The 15,903-nt window shown below is 29.4% G+C and carries 17 protein-coding genes, 1 tRNA gene and 1 pseudogene; 12 read left to right on the top strand and 7 right to left on the bottom strand.

From position 1 onward, the window contains the following. Nucleotides 1-18 precede the first annotated feature (18 nt). The 6 genes and pseudogenes from ACZ5RS_RS06345 to ACZ5RS_RS06320 form a co-directional block, all read right to left on the bottom strand. Entirely contained in the window at nt 19-150 is a 132-nt protein-coding gene (locus ACZ5RS_RS06345; protein ID WP_464638501.1) for a hypothetical protein, read from the bottom strand. Nucleotides 151-468: 318 nt separating this feature from the next. Next, nucleotides 469-654: pseudogene (locus ACZ5RS_RS06340) on the bottom strand (recombinase zinc ribbon domain-containing protein); the annotation flags it as partial. A gap of 370 nt (nt 655-1,024) precedes the next feature. Beyond that, nucleotides 1,025-1,108, bottom strand: a tRNA-Leu gene (locus ACZ5RS_RS06335). Nucleotides 1,109-1,399: 291 nt separating this feature from the next. Beyond that, nucleotides 1,400-2,680: a dicarboxylate/amino acid:cation symporter gene (locus tag ACZ5RS_RS06330; protein WP_464638500.1), complete on the bottom strand. Its 1,281-nt coding sequence runs from the start codon at nt 2,678-2,680 to the stop codon at nt 1,400-1,402. A 143-nt stretch (nt 2,681-2,823) separates the two neighbouring features. Then, nucleotides 2,824-3,738, bottom strand: a complete 915-nt coding sequence (locus tag ACZ5RS_RS06325) for a SufB/SufD family protein (protein WP_464638498.1) — start codon at nt 3,736-3,738, stop codon at nt 2,824-2,826. Further along, nucleotides 3,738-4,460 carry an ATP-binding cassette domain-containing protein gene (locus ACZ5RS_RS06320; RefSeq protein WP_464638496.1) on the bottom strand — a complete coding sequence of 241 codons (723 nt, stop codon included), beginning with the start codon at nt 4,458-4,460 and terminating at the stop codon, nt 3,738-3,740. The genes ACZ5RS_RS06325 and ACZ5RS_RS06320 overlap by 1 nt, the downstream gene beginning before the upstream one ends. 154 nt (nt 4,461-4,614) lie before the next feature. Here ACZ5RS_RS06320 and ACZ5RS_RS06315 point away from each other — a divergent pair, with 154 nt between their 5' ends. Continuing rightward, nucleotides 4,615-5,457 carry a TatD family hydrolase gene (locus ACZ5RS_RS06315; protein ID WP_464638495.1) on the top strand — a complete coding sequence of 281 codons (843 nt, stop codon included), beginning with the start codon at nt 4,615-4,617 and terminating at the stop codon, nt 5,455-5,457. Here ACZ5RS_RS06315 and ACZ5RS_RS06310 read toward each other — a convergent pair. Next, on the bottom strand, nt 5,378-6,217 hold the full coding sequence (locus ACZ5RS_RS06310; protein WP_464638493.1) for a hypothetical protein: 840 nt from the start codon (nt 6,215-6,217) through the stop codon (nt 5,378-5,380). The genes ACZ5RS_RS06315 and ACZ5RS_RS06310 overlap by 80 nt on opposite strands. A 120-nt stretch (nt 6,218-6,337) precedes the next feature. Here ACZ5RS_RS06310 and ACZ5RS_RS06305 point away from each other — a divergent pair, with 120 nt between their 5' ends. The 11 genes from ACZ5RS_RS06305 (at nt 6,338) to ACZ5RS_RS06255 (ending at nt 15,899) form a co-directional block, all read left to right on the top strand. Further along, nucleotides 6,338-7,330 carry a class II fructose-bisphosphate aldolase gene (locus ACZ5RS_RS06305; RefSeq protein ID WP_464638492.1) on the top strand — a complete coding sequence of 331 codons (993 nt, stop codon included), beginning with the start codon at nt 6,338-6,340 and terminating at the stop codon, nt 7,328-7,330. Between the two features lie 193 nt (nt 7,331-7,523). Beyond that, nucleotides 7,524-8,057, top strand: a complete 534-nt coding sequence (infC, locus tag ACZ5RS_RS06300) for a translation initiation factor IF-3 (protein ID WP_464638490.1) — start codon at nt 7,524-7,526, stop codon at nt 8,055-8,057. Between the two features lie 74 nt (nt 8,058-8,131). Beyond that, nucleotides 8,132-8,329: a 50S ribosomal protein L35 gene (rpmI, locus tag ACZ5RS_RS06295; RefSeq protein WP_464638489.1), complete on the top strand. Its 198-nt coding sequence runs from the start codon at nt 8,132-8,134 to the stop codon at nt 8,327-8,329. Between the two features lie 17 nt (nt 8,330-8,346). Next, nucleotides 8,347-8,706, top strand: coding sequence for a 50S ribosomal protein L20 (gene rplT / locus ACZ5RS_RS06290; RefSeq protein ID WP_464638487.1), 360 nt, complete (start codon nt 8,347-8,349; stop codon nt 8,704-8,706). A gap of 15 nt (nt 8,707-8,721) precedes the next feature. Continuing rightward, nucleotides 8,722-9,180 carry a hypothetical protein gene (locus ACZ5RS_RS06285; protein ID WP_464638486.1) on the top strand — a complete coding sequence of 153 codons (459 nt, stop codon included), beginning with the start codon at nt 8,722-8,724 and terminating at the stop codon, nt 9,178-9,180. Between the two features lie 426 nt (nt 9,181-9,606). Then, nucleotides 9,607-10,827, top strand: coding sequence for a tetratricopeptide repeat protein (locus ACZ5RS_RS06280; protein ID WP_464638484.1), 1,221 nt, complete (start codon nt 9,607-9,609; stop codon nt 10,825-10,827). A gap of 19 nt (nt 10,828-10,846) precedes the next feature. Then, complete coding sequence (tsaE, locus tag ACZ5RS_RS06275) at nt 10,847-11,269, top strand: tRNA (adenosine(37)-N6)-threonylcarbamoyltransferase complex ATPase subunit type 1 TsaE (RefSeq protein ID WP_464638483.1); 423 nt, start codon at nt 10,847-10,849, stop codon at nt 11,267-11,269. A 3-nt stretch (nt 11,270-11,272) separates the two neighbouring features. After that, complete coding sequence (gene tsaB / locus ACZ5RS_RS06270) at nt 11,273-11,974, top strand: tRNA (adenosine(37)-N6)-threonylcarbamoyltransferase complex dimerization subunit type 1 TsaB (RefSeq protein WP_464638481.1); 702 nt, start codon at nt 11,273-11,275, stop codon at nt 11,972-11,974. A gap of 111 nt (nt 11,975-12,085) precedes the next feature. Further along, nucleotides 12,086-13,009 carry a thioredoxin-disulfide reductase gene (gene trxB / locus ACZ5RS_RS06265; protein ID WP_464638480.1) on the top strand — a complete coding sequence of 308 codons (924 nt, stop codon included), beginning with the start codon at nt 12,086-12,088 and terminating at the stop codon, nt 13,007-13,009. A gap of 155 nt (nt 13,010-13,164) precedes the next feature. Beyond that, on the top strand, nt 13,165-14,610 hold the full coding sequence (locus ACZ5RS_RS06260) for a glycogen synthase (RefSeq protein WP_464638479.1): 1,446 nt from the start codon (nt 13,165-13,167) through the stop codon (nt 14,608-14,610). Further along, the gene (locus ACZ5RS_RS06255) at nt 14,607-15,899 is read left to right on the top strand and encodes a glucose-1-phosphate adenylyltransferase (RefSeq protein WP_464638477.1); all 1,293 of its coding nucleotides are present in this window, start codon (nt 14,607-14,609) and stop codon (nt 15,897-15,899) included. Before ACZ5RS_RS06260 ends, ACZ5RS_RS06255 begins: the two co-directional genes overlap by 4 nt. Nucleotides 15,900-15,903: the final 4 nt, after the last annotated feature.

Below are 15,903 nucleotides of genomic sequence, written 5' to 3'. Positions count from 1 at the left end.
GATTTAAACTATTACTAATTAATTATCATTATATTCTACACTCGTAAAAACAACCTTAATACCATCTTTTGAATAAACTTCAATTCTATCAACTAGATATAGAAAAAGGTTAGGTGAAAATTCAGTTAAGATTTCATCTTGATATTTCAAAGCTTTTATAAATTGCTTGATTTTACTTTTTCTATTATTTTTATCTTGTATTGTGGATTGAAGGCTTTCTAATTCATTAAGAGCTGAAGAATATGTAGAATTTAAACTATTATACTTTTTATCATATTCTACTTGGTTTTGAATTGTTGTAGCATTAGAAGCTATTAGTTGATTTAATTCTTTTGATAATTTATTAACTTCATTAGTTAGAGATTCTTCTTTTGCTTTTAAATTTTCGGTTTGTAATACTTTATTAAGAATAAGATTACAATTTTCTATAATTGAATCTTTATCTTTAATTAAATCATTAATTGCATTAACTGCTATTTGTTTTAACTCTTCTTCATAAAAATGAGGGGTGGTACATCTTACTTTGTTCTTATATTTATTACTGCATTGAAAGATAATTCTTTTATACTTAGAGGTTGAGTGCCTAGTTTTAGTTGTATAGAAACCACCACAATAACCACAAATAACTTTATTAACAAATACACTTTTATTTATATTCTTATTTTTTAGATTACCTCTTTTCTCAAATTCTTCTTAAACTAAATCAAATTGTTCTTTTGTTATAATAGTTTTGTGAATATTTTCAACATATTACCTTGGAATTTCGCCTTTATTAATTCTTCGCTTTTTTACTAAAAAGTCTGTTGAATATGTTTAATAATTTGATAATTAGCCTTTTTGATTAATAAATATTCTATATTTTAAGAAATTAAATAATTCGATAAACAATCTTTATTTTTCCAAAAAGCTATCAAAGTAAAAACAATTAAAAAAGATATCAGTATCAAGAAAAATTTAACAATTATAAAAATTATTAAATAAAATTTAAATAAAAAAAACAAACCTCATAATTGAGATTTGTTAGTGCCGAAGACGAGACTTGAACTCGTACGTCCAAAAGGACAAGGGATTTTAAGTCCCTTGTGTCTACCAATTCCACCACTTCGGCGATGTATTTAAACTATCAAAAAACGGTTTTTGCGTCAACTAGTTTCATAAAAAAAAACAGTATTTTTTAGCTATATATATTAAATCGTTTTCTGACCAATAATTACAACAAAAAACAATATAGAAAAAATATTTTAAAATTAATTATCCATAAAAAATAATATATAAAATTTAAAAATTTTGTAAAATTTCATTAAAAACTTAGATATTACAACCTTTTTTGGTAAAAAAAATTCACCATATAAAACTTAATCTATATGATGAATATTAACTTTTAAGTTATAAAATATTTTTAGTCATTTTTTACAATCATGTCTGAATTTTCTGCAACAGCATAAGTACAAACTATATCACCTGTTACATTGTTCATTGTTTCAAACATATCCAATATTGGATTGATACCTAAAGCAAGACCAACGATAATTGCAATTTGACCTGGTTGTAATCCCATGTTTTGTAAAATGATAAATAATAACATTAAAGATCCACCAGGAACACCACCAGCACCAATTGATGCTAATACTGTAGTAATAACTAAAACAGTTAAACCAGCAAAACCTAAATTTACCCCAAACATGTTAGCAGCTAATACAGCAAAGAATGGTAAGTGAACACATACACCATCCATATTAATAGTTGCACCTAAAGGAAGAGCAAAGGATGATAAACTAGAATCAACATTTATTTCTTCTTCAGCTACTTTAATTGATACAGGTAAAGTTGCTGCAGAGCTTCTTGTTACAAAAGCTGTTAATGGAGCTTCTTTAATCTTAAATAATAATTTATAAGGATTCTTTCTTACAAATATAAAAATCATTGCAGGATATACAACAAAAATCATAAATAGAATTCCAACAATAACACCAACAGTTAAGGATACATATGGTCCAAATAATGCTGAGCCATAGTTTGCAAAGTTACAAGATGTTAATGCAAATACACCGAAAGGTGAATAAGCTAATACCCAGTCAACAATTGTGAAAACACCTTCTTGAGCGGTTTGTGTTAGATCTAAGAATAAAGCAATATGCTTTTTTGATTTCTCAGAAGTCTTTGGATTATCCATATTCAACTTAAGAGCTAAACCAAATGCAATCGCAAATACAATAATTGCTAGGAAGTTTCCATTAGCTAAAGATTCAAAAGGATTCTTAAACATATTTAAAAATACTTCTGTTAAAGCTCCTGTTGTTGAAACACTAACCTCTTCTACTGCTGTACCTGTAGTAATTAAACTATTCCATACATCAATATTTGAGCTACCTGGATTAAATATTGTAGCTAATAAAGAACCAACAACAGCTGCAACCAATGAAGTTGCAAAATACCAAATAATTACTTTTAGTCCAATTTTTCCAAACTTACCTGTAGGAAGGGAAGCTGCCCCAGAAACAAGTGATAAGAAAATTACTGGAACTACAACCATTTTTAACATGGATACTAAAACGTTACCAAAAGGGGAAACGACTTTAACATATCCATTTACATTCATGTTAGATAACCATAGAATGACCCCCACGATCAAACCAGCTATAAACCCAATAATAATCTTCATTACCAAATTTTTTTTCATATATTTCTCCCATATAAATTTGATAAAGACATTATTATTTATTTTTTGTTACAAAACAAGCAAAAAAAGGAAAATTGCAACAAAAAGTTGCCAAATAAAAACTGTTTACAACAAAAATTTACATTTTATAATAAATTTGTTATTTATTTAAGGAATCCTTTCACAATATATTTCTCAGCATCTTCTTCATTTAAGCCAAGAGTTTGCAGTTTTTCTATTTGTTGTTTCGAAATTCTACCAATTGCAGCTTCATGAACAAGTGTTGCATCAGGATGATTTGCAATTAAAGCAGGGATTGCTATTGCAACACCTTTATCTTCTAATATTGCATCACATTCACTATGACCAGTACATTTGCTATTTCCTGTAATATTACTTCTTAGAGTTTGTTTTGAATTACCTTTTGCAACAGATCTAGAAACAATATTAACACTAGAATTATCACCAACAGCTTCAACATCAAACAAACTTATAGCTTCTTGATTATCTTTTGTTAAAATTCTCTCATTAACATCTAATTTAGCATTCTCTTTTACGATTGCTTTTGTTTCTCTCTTTGTATAATTAACTCCATCTAATTGGATAGAATCCATATAGAAAGAAGCATCTTTATCTAAAAAGATTTCTGTAACAGGTGAAATATCTTTTTGAGCTGAGCTCCCCTCACCTAAATGTTTTTCATAGTATTTAACTTTTGCATTTTCGCCAATAAAAAATCTATGAATACCATTGTGAATTGATTTTTCTTTACCATCGGTGTGAAGGGCACAACCAGCTTGAATTACTACATCAGCACCAGCTTCAATATAGAAATCATTTTTTACTATATCAGTAATATTACTTTTACTGATAACAGCAGGGATATAAACTTTCTCCCCTTTTGCCCCAGCTTTTACATATATATTAATACCACTTTTATCTTCCATATCTTCAATGGTAACATTCTTAATATTTTGTCTTTGGCAAGAAGAACAGTTCTCTCTTACATTAACTGCAGCATTTGTAAAATCTATATCACCATATAATTTTCTTAATAAACTCATTGTTTTTTCTAACATTATATTACTTCCTTCTTAACACAGCCGTCACAATTATAATCTTTATCCTTAGCAATTAATGTAGGTAAAATATCTTCTGTTCTACCTGTTCTTTGGATTTGTCCTTTATTAATTACTAAAATATAATCTGATAATTCTAAAATCTTTTCTTGGTGAGAAACAATAATTATTGTTTTCTTTTGACTCTTAAGTTTCTCAAAAATCGCTAACAATTCTTTAAAACTCCATAAATCAATACCAGCCTCAGGTTCATCAAAAATAAATAACTGAGTATCTTTTTTAGCTAAAACACTAGCAATCTCAATTCTTTTTATTTCACCACCTGATAACCTATCATCTAAATCTCTATCTAAATAATCTAAAGCACATAATCCAACTTGTGCTAATAAACTACTTAAATTCTTATCATCAGGGCTTCCACTTGATAGCGTTAAAATATCTCGAACAGTTAAACCTTTAAAATATATTGGGCTTTGAAAACCATAAGAAATTCCTCTTTGGGCTCTTTCACTTATAGATAAATTAGTTATATCTTTTCCTCTAAAGGTAATTTTACCAGTATCAGTTGGATATAAGCCTGTAATTATCTTTCCTAAAGAAGTTTTCCCACCACCATTAGGACCAGTTAATAAATAAATATTCCCTTTTTCAAAAGAATAATTAACATCCTTTATAATTGATTTTCCATCAATTTCATAATTTATATTTTTAAGATTTAACATAAGATCTCCTACCAATTAGGCATGCCTAACTTTTCCTATAAAAGATACTACCTCAAAAAAATAAAGTCAATAATTCCTATATAATTAATAGGAATTATTTTTACATCTTCTATATTTATTAAATAATTACTATACTCTTTTTAAGAGTAAAATTATGGCAAAAATAAATAAAGAAAAAAGAAATCAAATATTAAAAGAAGCAACAATTGATAATTTAGGATATGTAGATTCACATGCACATCTTAGTGAAATTATGAAAAAAGATGTTGATTTCAAGCCCTTATTAGAAAAACTTAAAGAGCAAAATTACTTAATTCTAGATATAGCAATTGAAGCTGATGATATAAAAGATAGATATGATTTATTAAAAGATTATAAAAACATATATTTTAGTACTGGAGTTGGGCCTTGGGGTGTAAAAACAAGAAAAGAAGAAAATTCTAGTTTAATAAATATATTAAAAGAAAATATTAATAATTACCCAATTAAAGCCATTGGTGAAATTGGCTTAGATAACTATTGGAATTATGGAAGCCCAGAATTACAAGAAGATTTATTTATAAAGCAAATTGAATTAGCTAATGAATATAATTTACCAACACTTATCCATAATAGAGAAGCTGATGAACAAACACAAAATATTATAAAAAATTATAATTTTAATAAAAATGGAATTATTCACTGTTTTTCTGCAACCAAAGAATTTGCAAAAATTGCTTTAGATAAAGGATTTTATATCTCTTTTGCTTCAACTATTACCTATAAAAAAAATGATGAATTAAGAGAAATTCTAAAATATATTCCTAATGATAAATTATTATTAGAAACAGATGCTCCCTATTTAAGCCCTGAACCTTTTAGAAGAAAAACAAATACCCCTCTATTAATACCTTTAGCTTATAAAAAAGCTGCTGAAGTTAGAAAAACTTCGGTAGAAGAGATCTGTACAAATGTAAGAAGAAATTTACTAACCCTACTTGATTGTCCTGTAATTTAGTTTCCAATACTAAATCTGGTTTTATATCAGATTTAACTAGTGGGGTTAAATCTTCATAAATAATATAATGTACAGAATTTAATGGTACACTTAAGGCCTGATAAGCTTCAAAATTATAAATAATATTATTATCGACTTTATTAAAATATGAAATTAAAGAACTACCTGTTGAAACTACTTCAACATTTTCCATCTTATTAAGTTTTTCTACTATATCAAAAGCTCTTTGTTCTAATTCATTTCCTTTTAATTCAATAATATTTAAATTATCATTATTAAAAGCCTTTTCAAAAACATTTGCTTTAGTAGAACTAGATGGCCAATTTAAACTATAAATTAAAAAAACAGTTTTATTCTCTTTTTCTAATGCTTTAGCTAATTTTTCATAACCACTTAAATAATCTATTTTTACAGAATCATCAATTTGTATTAATGTATTATTTTCAAATTTAATATTGTCATCAAAACTCATTAACATTGAAATATAAGGAGATAAAATTATTGTTGCATTTTCTTTATAATCATAATCAACCCACTCTCCATTATTAAATTCATCAACTACATATTTTACTCGTCTATTATTTAATAAGGCATTATATTTTAATTTACTTTTTTGATACCTAATTGTTGTTTGATAATAAATTGAATCACTTACAAAATATATAGGGGACCTAGTAATATAAAACAACTCAAGCATCAAATATAATAAAGTTATTATGACAAGAGGAACAATAAACAACTGTTTTTTTCTTAATTTCATAAAAAAACAGTATCAAGAGTAAATTCATTGGTCAATAGTTAGTCAATGTTGTTGACCGAAACGCAACAAAAATATAACATTGTACTGAAAACAAAACCAAATAAACAAGGAGCAAACAATATGACTTCTTACAAGGACCTAGGTCTAGTAAACACAAAAGAAATGTTTAAGAAAGCTGTAAAGGGTGGCTACGCTATTCCAGCTTACAACTTCAATAACATGGAACAGTTACAAGCAATTATTCAAGCTTGTGTAGAAACAAAATCACCTGTTATCTTACAAGTATCAAAGGGTGCTAGAGATTATGCTAACATCAATCTACTAAGAAACATGGCACGTGGTGCAACAGAATATGCTAATGAACTTGGCTATGATATTCCAGTTGTTCTACACTTAGACCATGGTGATAGTTTTGAAACATGTAAAGAATGTATTGATAATGGATTCTCATCAGTAATGATTGATGGTTCTCATTTTCCATATGAAGAAAACATTGCATTAACTAAGAAAGTTGTTGAATATGCACATAAATTTGATGTAACAGTTGAAGGTGAATTAGGCGTTCTAGCTGGTATTGAAGATGATGTTGTTGCAGAACATTCAACATATACACAACCTGAAGAAGTAATTGACTTCGTAAGTAAAACAGGTGTTGATTCTTTAGCAATTTCAATTGGTACAAGCCACGGTGCTAACAAATTTAAACCAGAACAATGTACTCGTAATGAAGAAGGTATCTTAATTCCACCTCCACTACGTTTCGATATCTTAGCTGAAATCGAAAAACAACTTCCTGGTTTCCCAATTGTACTTCACGGTTCTTCTTCTGTTCCTCAAGAATTTGTTAAGATGATTAACGAAAATGGTGGTGCATTAAAAGACAGCGTTGGTATTCCTGAAGAACAACTAAGAAAAGCTGCAAAGAGTGCTGTATGTAAGATCAACATCGACAGTGATGGTAGACTTGCAATGACTGGAACAATTCGTAAAGTTATGAATGAAAAACCTGGCGAATTTGACCCAAGAAAATATCTTGGTCCAGCTCGTGCTGCTTTAAAAGAAATGTACATGAATAAGAACAAAAATGTTCTTGGTAGTGCTAACCAAGCATAGTTCAAAAAACTTACATTTAAGCCACTCCAATGCAAAAAGGAGTGGTTTTTTTAATATTTTTCATAACAAAACTACTTACATGGCTTTGACTCAATTAAATTGCTATGTTAGTATAGCAAAAGATACCAACTTTATATTGGTAAATTCTTCAAAATTAAAAAAGTGTTTTATAAAATAATACACAAGGAGTTAGATGGCTATAAAGGATTTACGGATTAATAAACAAATCCGTGCGAAGGAAGTTTTTGTAATTGACGCAGAAGGTACACAAAAGGGTGTAATGAAAACATATGATGCAATAAATCTTGCTGAAGAAATTGGTTTAGATTTAGTAGAAGTTTCCCCAAACGCAAGGCCGCCTGTATGTAAAATACTAGATTTTGGAAAATATCGCTACGAACAAGAGAAACGTTTACGCGAAGCAAAGAAAAATCAAACTATCATTAAAATGAAAGAAATTAGAATGCAACCAAAGATTGAACGTCATGATTTGGTAACTAAAAGTAAATTTATTGCTGATTTCTTAAATGATGGTAACAAAGTTAAAGTTTCTATTCGTTTTAGAGGAAGAGAACTAGCTCATACAGAATTAGGAAAAGTTGTTTTAGACAAGATACTTAACGAATTGACAGAAATGGAAATTAATTATAACATGGACCGACGTCCGATGATGGAAGGCAAAATGATGAGTATGATCATTAGCCCTCAAAGACCAAAAAAGAAATAAACGTTCGTTGAACGTAAAAATAAAATGCAGCTTCAGGGGGATCTTGTTCCCTGTAGGCGCAAAAGAGGTACAAAATGCCAAAAATGAAAACAAGAAAATCCGCTGCTAAACGGTACAAAGTTACAGGTAGTGGTAAAGTTCGCTATAAAAAGCAAGGACTTCGCCATATTCTCACTAAAAAGACCACAAAACGTAAAAGAAGTTTACGCCATAGTGGTGTTCTAAGCGAATCAGAAGCAAAGAAAGTAAAAGTTTTGCTTCCATATAACTAAGAGAGAGGTGGGAAAAAATGCCAAGAGCAGTAGATGGAACAAAACGTAAAGACAGAAGAAAAAAGATCCTAAAACAAGCTAAAGGATATTACGGTCGTAGAAGCACAAACAATCGTGTTGCAAAAGATGCAGTTGCAAAAGCTGGTCAATATGCATACCGCGGTCGTAAAGAAAAGAAAAGAGATTTCAGAAAATTATGGATTGCTAGAATTAATGCTGCAGTTCGTGCTGAAGGAATTTCTTATTCTCAATTTATTCATGGCTTAAATAAGGCTGGTATTGCTATCAATCGTAAAGCTTTATCAAACATGGCTATCGAAGACAAAGCATCTTTCAAGAGCCTTGTAGATACAGTTAAGGGTGTTTTAGCAAATTAATCGATGGAGGTATCGATGGACGCAAAATTACTCAAATCCAATATGTCAAAACTCGAAGAAAAAGTTTTAAAAACTAAAGCTTTTATCGATGTACTAAATAAAGATAAATTAGCTCTTCAAGAAAAAAATTCTGAATTAACTTTGGATATTGAAAAAGTTCAAGAAGAATTTAATAATCTTAAAGAAATTCATGAGCAATTAGTTGAAGAACATAATAAGCTTAAGATGGATTATACATTTGCTAATAGTAGAGTTGAAGAATTAGAACAATATGTTGATGAATATAAAGATAATTCTGAACAATTGGCTCAAAGTATTGCTAGATCTCTCGATACCCTTGAAGATATTGAGGGACTTGAAGAAATAGAATTAATGGACAATCTTAATGAAGAATTAAGTGCAGCAGAAGACTATACCACTGGTAGTGCCTTAGAAAGCGAACTTCTTGATTTAGAAGATTTGGACAATAATTAATTCAAATTCCCCAATCTTTTGATTTACAAAAATTAATCCTTTAAGGAAAATATAAGACGGACTTTTAGTTCGTCTTTTTTTTCAATTCTTGATTAGAAAAAGAGTTAAATATTATTTGCTCTACCCCCCTTGAAACATATTGAACTTTTGTTTATTCTCCCTTTTGTAAAAGAGTATTAAAGCCTTTAAACTTTTACAATCATAGTGTACAATTTGTATGCATTAGTTTTGATTAATTAGTGATGTGGATGAGAGCGCAAGTCTCTTGGCTCAACTTAAATCATTGGGAAGCGGAATAGCTATTTTGCATTGCTCCCTCCTTTGTTGGGAACAGAATTTATAGCTCAACTAGTTTCCCCCTTGAACTTTTCAGGTTCAAGAGCGAGCTCTATCCGCATCACATTCTTATATTTCCGAGGAATAATAATGGATAAAAATGAAAGATTAAATGGTATAGTATATATCACTTTACCTGAAAGTTTTAAAAAACAAATTGACGGTTTTAAATTAGACCCAGCAATCCCAATTCCAGTACAACTTGAAGAGGGAAAAACTTCTGTAGATATTGAAGATATTACAATAGAAAGAATAGTTGCAGGAATGATAAAAATTGTAGCTTGGGATACTAAAAATAGTCACTTTGATTATTATAGAGAATTCATTCAAGCTGCACAAAGTGATGCAGTAAATCAATTAAACGTAGCTGCAATCGCAAAAGAAAAAGCTCAAGACTACGCTTTTAGTGAAGAATTATTTATTGCTGTTAACAATCTTGCTCCTCAACCTGCTACTTTCATTAATCTTGCAACCCATTATTCAACACAAGCAAGCAAATTAAAAGATTCTTCTTCAACTGAATATGACTATTTCCAACAAAAAGCTTTTGATACTTTAAATGAAGGTTTAGAAAAATTCAAAGACAATCCTGATTTACTTTGCGAAATTGGATATTTCCATGTATTCCAAAACAATATTGAATCTGCAAGAGAATATTTAGAAAAATATCTTAAAGAAGCAGATAAAGATGATAAAAGAATTGATCAAGTAAAAAAGATCTTAAGTGATATCAATGAAAAAATCAGCGATGATTCCAAATTACTAGAGGCTTATGATCAAATAAACCTTTCTAATGAAGATAAAGCAATTGAATTACTTGATGATTTCATAAAGAAAAATCCTGATGTTTGGAATGCACATTTCTTCAAAGGTTGGGCATTAAGAAGACAAGGTAAATTCACAGAAGCAAAACCTAATTTCTTAGAAGCTCTAAAACTTGGTGAATGCAATAGTGAAATTTATAATGAACTAGCAATATGTGCACTAGAAGAAGGTCAAAGAGAATTAGCCTTATTCTACTTAGATACTGCAATAGATCTAGAGCCAGAGAGCATTACATTATTAACAAACTATGCTCTATTAAATCTTGAAGATGAAAATTATGATAAAGCTAGATACTTACTAGAAAAAGCTAGAGTTGTAGATGAAAAAGATCCTTTAGTTATTCATTTAATTGAAAAATATACAGAAGCAACTGGAGAGAAAATTTCAGAACATCCTATCAATGAAGAAGTAGTAGAAGATTTAAAACTAGAAGAACATGAACACGATCATGACCATGAGCATGACCATGAAACTTTTGAAAATTAATAATTAAAAAGGTAATCTTATGCAATATATTAGCCATAGTACTGAAGAAACAATTGAGATTGGTAAAAAAATTGGTGAAATGTGTAAAGCTGGCACTGTAATTTCTCTTAGAGGAAGTTTAGGTGCTGGTAAAACAGTTATAGCAAAAGGAATTGCTAAATACTTAAAAATTGATGAGGCAATTGTCTCCCCTACTTTTACAATAATTCAAGAATATAATGGTACATTACCCTTATATCATATGGATTTATATCGCATATCAGGTTGTGATGAATTTGAGATGCTTGGTGGTGAAGAAATGCTCTATGGAAATGGTATTACTTTAATTGAGTGGTCAGAAAAAATTGAAGAAATGCTTCCAGATGAAACAATTTTCATTGATATAGATATCCAAGAAAACTTAGATAGAATAATCACCATTACAAATATAAACGAGGAATAAAAAATGAACATTTTGGCTGCAGATACAAGTACAACAACTTTATATTTATGTTTATTAACAGATACTACTAAAACCTCTTTAGCTCTATCTGGAGGACTACAACATAGTGAAAATTTAGTCCCAAAAATAATTGAATTAACAAAAAATCAAAATTTAAAACTTACTGATTTAGATTTATTAGTTTGTACTAAAGGCCCAGGTTCTTTTACTGGTTTAAGAATTGCGATGAGTGCATTAAAAGGAATTAGTCTTGCTAGTAATATTCCATTAGTAGCAATTGAAACCAACAAATTATTAGCTAGTACAGTTTCATATTTTAATGGAACTATAATGAGTGCTATTGATGCTAGAAAAAAAAGATTCTATATCTCTCTATTTAAAAACACTGAAAGATTAACTAAAGATTTAGATATAGACGAAAATGAAACAATTGAACTAATAAAAGATGAAAAGAATATCTTAATTACAGGTCCTGATTCACAAAAATTCTATGATAAACTAATTAAGGCTGGACTTATAGAAAAACTTCCAAATCTTGAAGTTTCTGTAGATAATTCAAAATATGATTTAGGCTACCATCTAGCTGTATTAGGAAAAGAAGAATTTGAAACAAATGGAGCTGCTCCTTTTGGTTTTGGACCAAGCTATATAAGAAAAAGTGATGCTGAAATTGCTCTTGATAAGAAAATAGCAGAAGCAAATTAATATTCTTTAAATAGAAACTCATATCATTTATAGTTCTGTGACTTTGTAACTTTCTTTTTAACCTTGCTTTAGTTATTATATAACTATAAAATATTCACGAGGTTTAAAATAATGATAAAGACAGATATTTTAATAATTGGTGGCGGAGCCGCAGGTCTTGCTGCTGCCCAATATGGCGCTAGAGCTGGAAGAACAGTACATGTTGTAGAAAAATTAGCAACAGGTGGTCAATTCATGTATATTGATATGATTGAAAACTACCCTGGCCTTGAACCTATTTCAGGTTTTGAAGTTGCTGCTAGAATGCAAAAACAAGCTGAAAACTTTGGTGCAAACTTTATTTATGATGAATTTGTTTCTTTTGAAAAAAAAGATAATAAATTCTATGTTAAATTAAAAAATGATACAGCAGAAGCTCAAGCTTTAATTTGGGCTACAGGAGCTGAGCACAGACATCTTGATATTCCTGGTGAAGAAGAATTTTCTGGAAAAGGAGTATCTTATTGTGGAACCTGTGATGGTCCTTTCTTTAGAGGCAAAAAAATAGTTGTAATTGGTGGTGGTGATACAGCACTAACAGATGCTATTTATTTAAGTAAACTTTCTGATGATGTTACAATTGTTCATAGAAGAAACAGATTTAGAGCTCAAGCAAATCTAGTAGAACAAGTTGAAGAGAGCAAAATAAAATTAGAACTAGAATATAAACCTATTGAAATAATCGGAAGTGAAAAAGTAGAAGCAATAAAATTAGAAAGCACAAAAGATGGCAGTACAAAAACTTTAGAAACTGATGCAGTATTTATTTTTGCTGGCATGCTTCCTCAAACAGATTTATTAGACAAATCTCTACTTGATGATTGGGGATATGTTAAAACTAATGGTTCAATGGAAACTTCTCTAAAAGGCTTCTATGCTATTGGGGATGTAAGAGATACACCATTTAGACAAGTAATCACTGCTGCAAGTGATGGGGCAATTGCTGCACACCAAGCTTCAGAATATATTGATGAATTAAATCACAATAAATACTAAAATTATAACAAATATAAAGCTCCTCTTTGCATAAATGTTTGCAGAGAGGATTTTTGTTATTCAAGTAACAATTTCTTACAGATTACTAATATTTTTTTCTTTTAGATTTAATTTTATTTCTTGATTTTAATATTAATGCAAGTATAATATAAAATATGAATATTTTAATGATTACAAGCGAAGCTGTACCTTTTTCAAAATCTGGAGGGCTTGCAGATGTTGCAAGTGCCTTATCAATTGCCCTAGCTAACTTAGATAATAGGGTTTCAATTCTAATGCCAGCTTATGGCTTTATCGATTTAAAAGAGTTTTCAAAACCAATTACTGAATTTGAAGTTGAATTAAATTCAAAGAAAGAAAAGATTTCAATAGTTAAAAAAACTTTAAAAAATGTCGACTATTATGCATTAATCCATCCATACTTTTCCCAACGAAAAGGTATTTATGGAGATACTTCATTCACTCCATATGCTGATAATTTTGAAAGATACATGTTATTATCAAAATCAGTTTTTCCACTCTGTAAAGAGCTTGATTTGAAAATTGATATTTTACATGCTCACGATTGGACAGCAGGTCTTGTACCATATCTTTTGAAACAATCAAAAGATAAATATTTTAGTAAATGCAAATCTGTATTTACAATTCATAATCTTGCTTATCAAGGAGTTTTTTCAAGACTTGAAGCATTAAAAGCTTCAATTAAACTTGAAGAAGAGATTTTTGAAGGCAATTCTGTTGATAAAAAAATTAATATGCTAAGAGCTGGATTAATATATAGTGATTATATCACTACAGTAAGTCCAACTTATGCAAAAGAAATCCAAACTAAAGAATTTGGTTGTAATTTAGATCATATACTTAAAGAACGTCAAAGTGATTTATTTGGTATAATCAATGGAATAGATTATGACGAATGGAATCCAAAAACTGATGAATTCTTTACTACCCATTATGATGACCAAGATCTTAGTGGTAAAAAAGAATTAAAAAAAGAAGTTCAAAAATTATTTAACCTTGAAGTTAATGAGAATATTCCTTTAATCAGTATGATTTCTAGATTTGCAGAACAAAAAGGTTTCTATGAACTATTAGATGGCGAAAATGCTTTAGAAACAATTGTAAAGAACGAAGATGTTCAAGTACTTATAATTGGAACTGGAGATGAGAATATACAAAACAGATTAACTGAATTAAGTGAAAAATATGATAACTTGTCAGTTAATATTATGTTTAGTAACAAATATGCACACATGGTTGAAGGAGCAAGTGACTTCTTTTTAATGCCAAGCAGGTATGAACCATGTGGATTAAATCAATTATATTCTCTACGATATGGCACCTTACCAATAGCAAGAAAGACCGGGGGATTAGCTGATTCTATATTTGATATTGGCGAATATCCCAATGAAGGTACTGGATTTTTATTTTCTCAGCTAAAAAGCCATGATATAATAGAAACAATAAGAAGAGCTTTAAACATTTATTATAATGATAAAAAGACATTAAACGACATGATAAAACGAAGTATGAACTCTGACTTTACTTGGAACAAATCTGCTTTGTCTTATCTTAAAATCTATTCAAAGGGGTTATCATGAAAAAACAGGAAGCACTAGCTATCATTCTAGGTGGAGGTAAAGGCACAAGACTTTATCCTCTAACAAAAGATAGAGCTAAGCCAGCAGTACCTTTTGCCGGTAAATATAGACTTGTTGATATTCCAATTTCAAATTGTATCAACAGTGATATTATGCAAATATATTTACTTACACAATTCAATTCTGCTTCGCTTCATAATCATATTAACAATACTTATAAATTTGATACTTTCACTCAAGGATTTGTTGAAATCTTAGCAGCAGAACAAACCTATCATAGTGAAACTTGGTATCAAGGAACAGCAGATGCAGTAAGAAAAAATTTAATCCATTTCAAAGATACAAATGCTGAATACTATCTAATCCTTTCTGGCGACCAATTATATAGCATGGATTTCCATAGTATGATTGAAAAGCATAAAGCTTCTGGTGCTGAATTAACTATTGCAGCAAAACCTATTTCCAGAGCTCAAGCTACTGGTCTTGGAATTATTGGAACAGATGAAAATGGTCAAATTACTAAATTCTTAGAAAAACCTGCTGATGATTTAGATATATCTGAATATAAAACACCTAATGCATTAATGCAAAATGAACTAGGTAAAGATGTAAATTCTACTAATGAATATTTAGCAAGCATGGGTATCTACATTTTCAACGCTAAAACAATGACTGAAGTGCTTGATAATGATTTAACTGACTTTGGTAAAGAAATTATTCCAGATGTAATAAAAACTAGAAAAGTTAATGCTTATCTATTTGATGGATTCTGGGAAGATATTGGAACAATAAAAGCTTTCTTTGATACAAACTTAAACTTAGCTTCTATGACTCCAGAATTTAATTTCTATGATGAAGATATGCCAATCTATACTCATAGAAGACATTTACCAGCAACAAAAGTTAATTTCTGTAATATAAGTAATTCACTTACAAGTGAAGGATCAATTATTACAAATGCATATATTGTTAATTCTATTATTGGTGTTAGAACAATTATAGAAAGCGGCGCTTCCCTTGATAGTGTTTATTGTATGGGTGCTGTGGCTTACGAAACTCCAGATGATAGAAAAGAAAACAATAAAAAAGGTATTCCAAATATTGGAATAGGTAGAGGCACAATTATTAAAAGAGCTATTATCGACCAAAATGCTAGAATTGGTAATGGTTGTAGAATTGGTGTTGATGATCTACCAAGAGAAGATGTAGACAAAGAAATGTATTCTATTAGGGACGGTATTATCGTTATTAGAAAAAATGCCATTATTCCCGATAATACAGTCATTTAAATAT

The organism is Pleomorphochaeta caudata (assembly GCF_055395745.1).
This window is presented reverse-complemented; position numbering and strand designations above follow the sequence as displayed.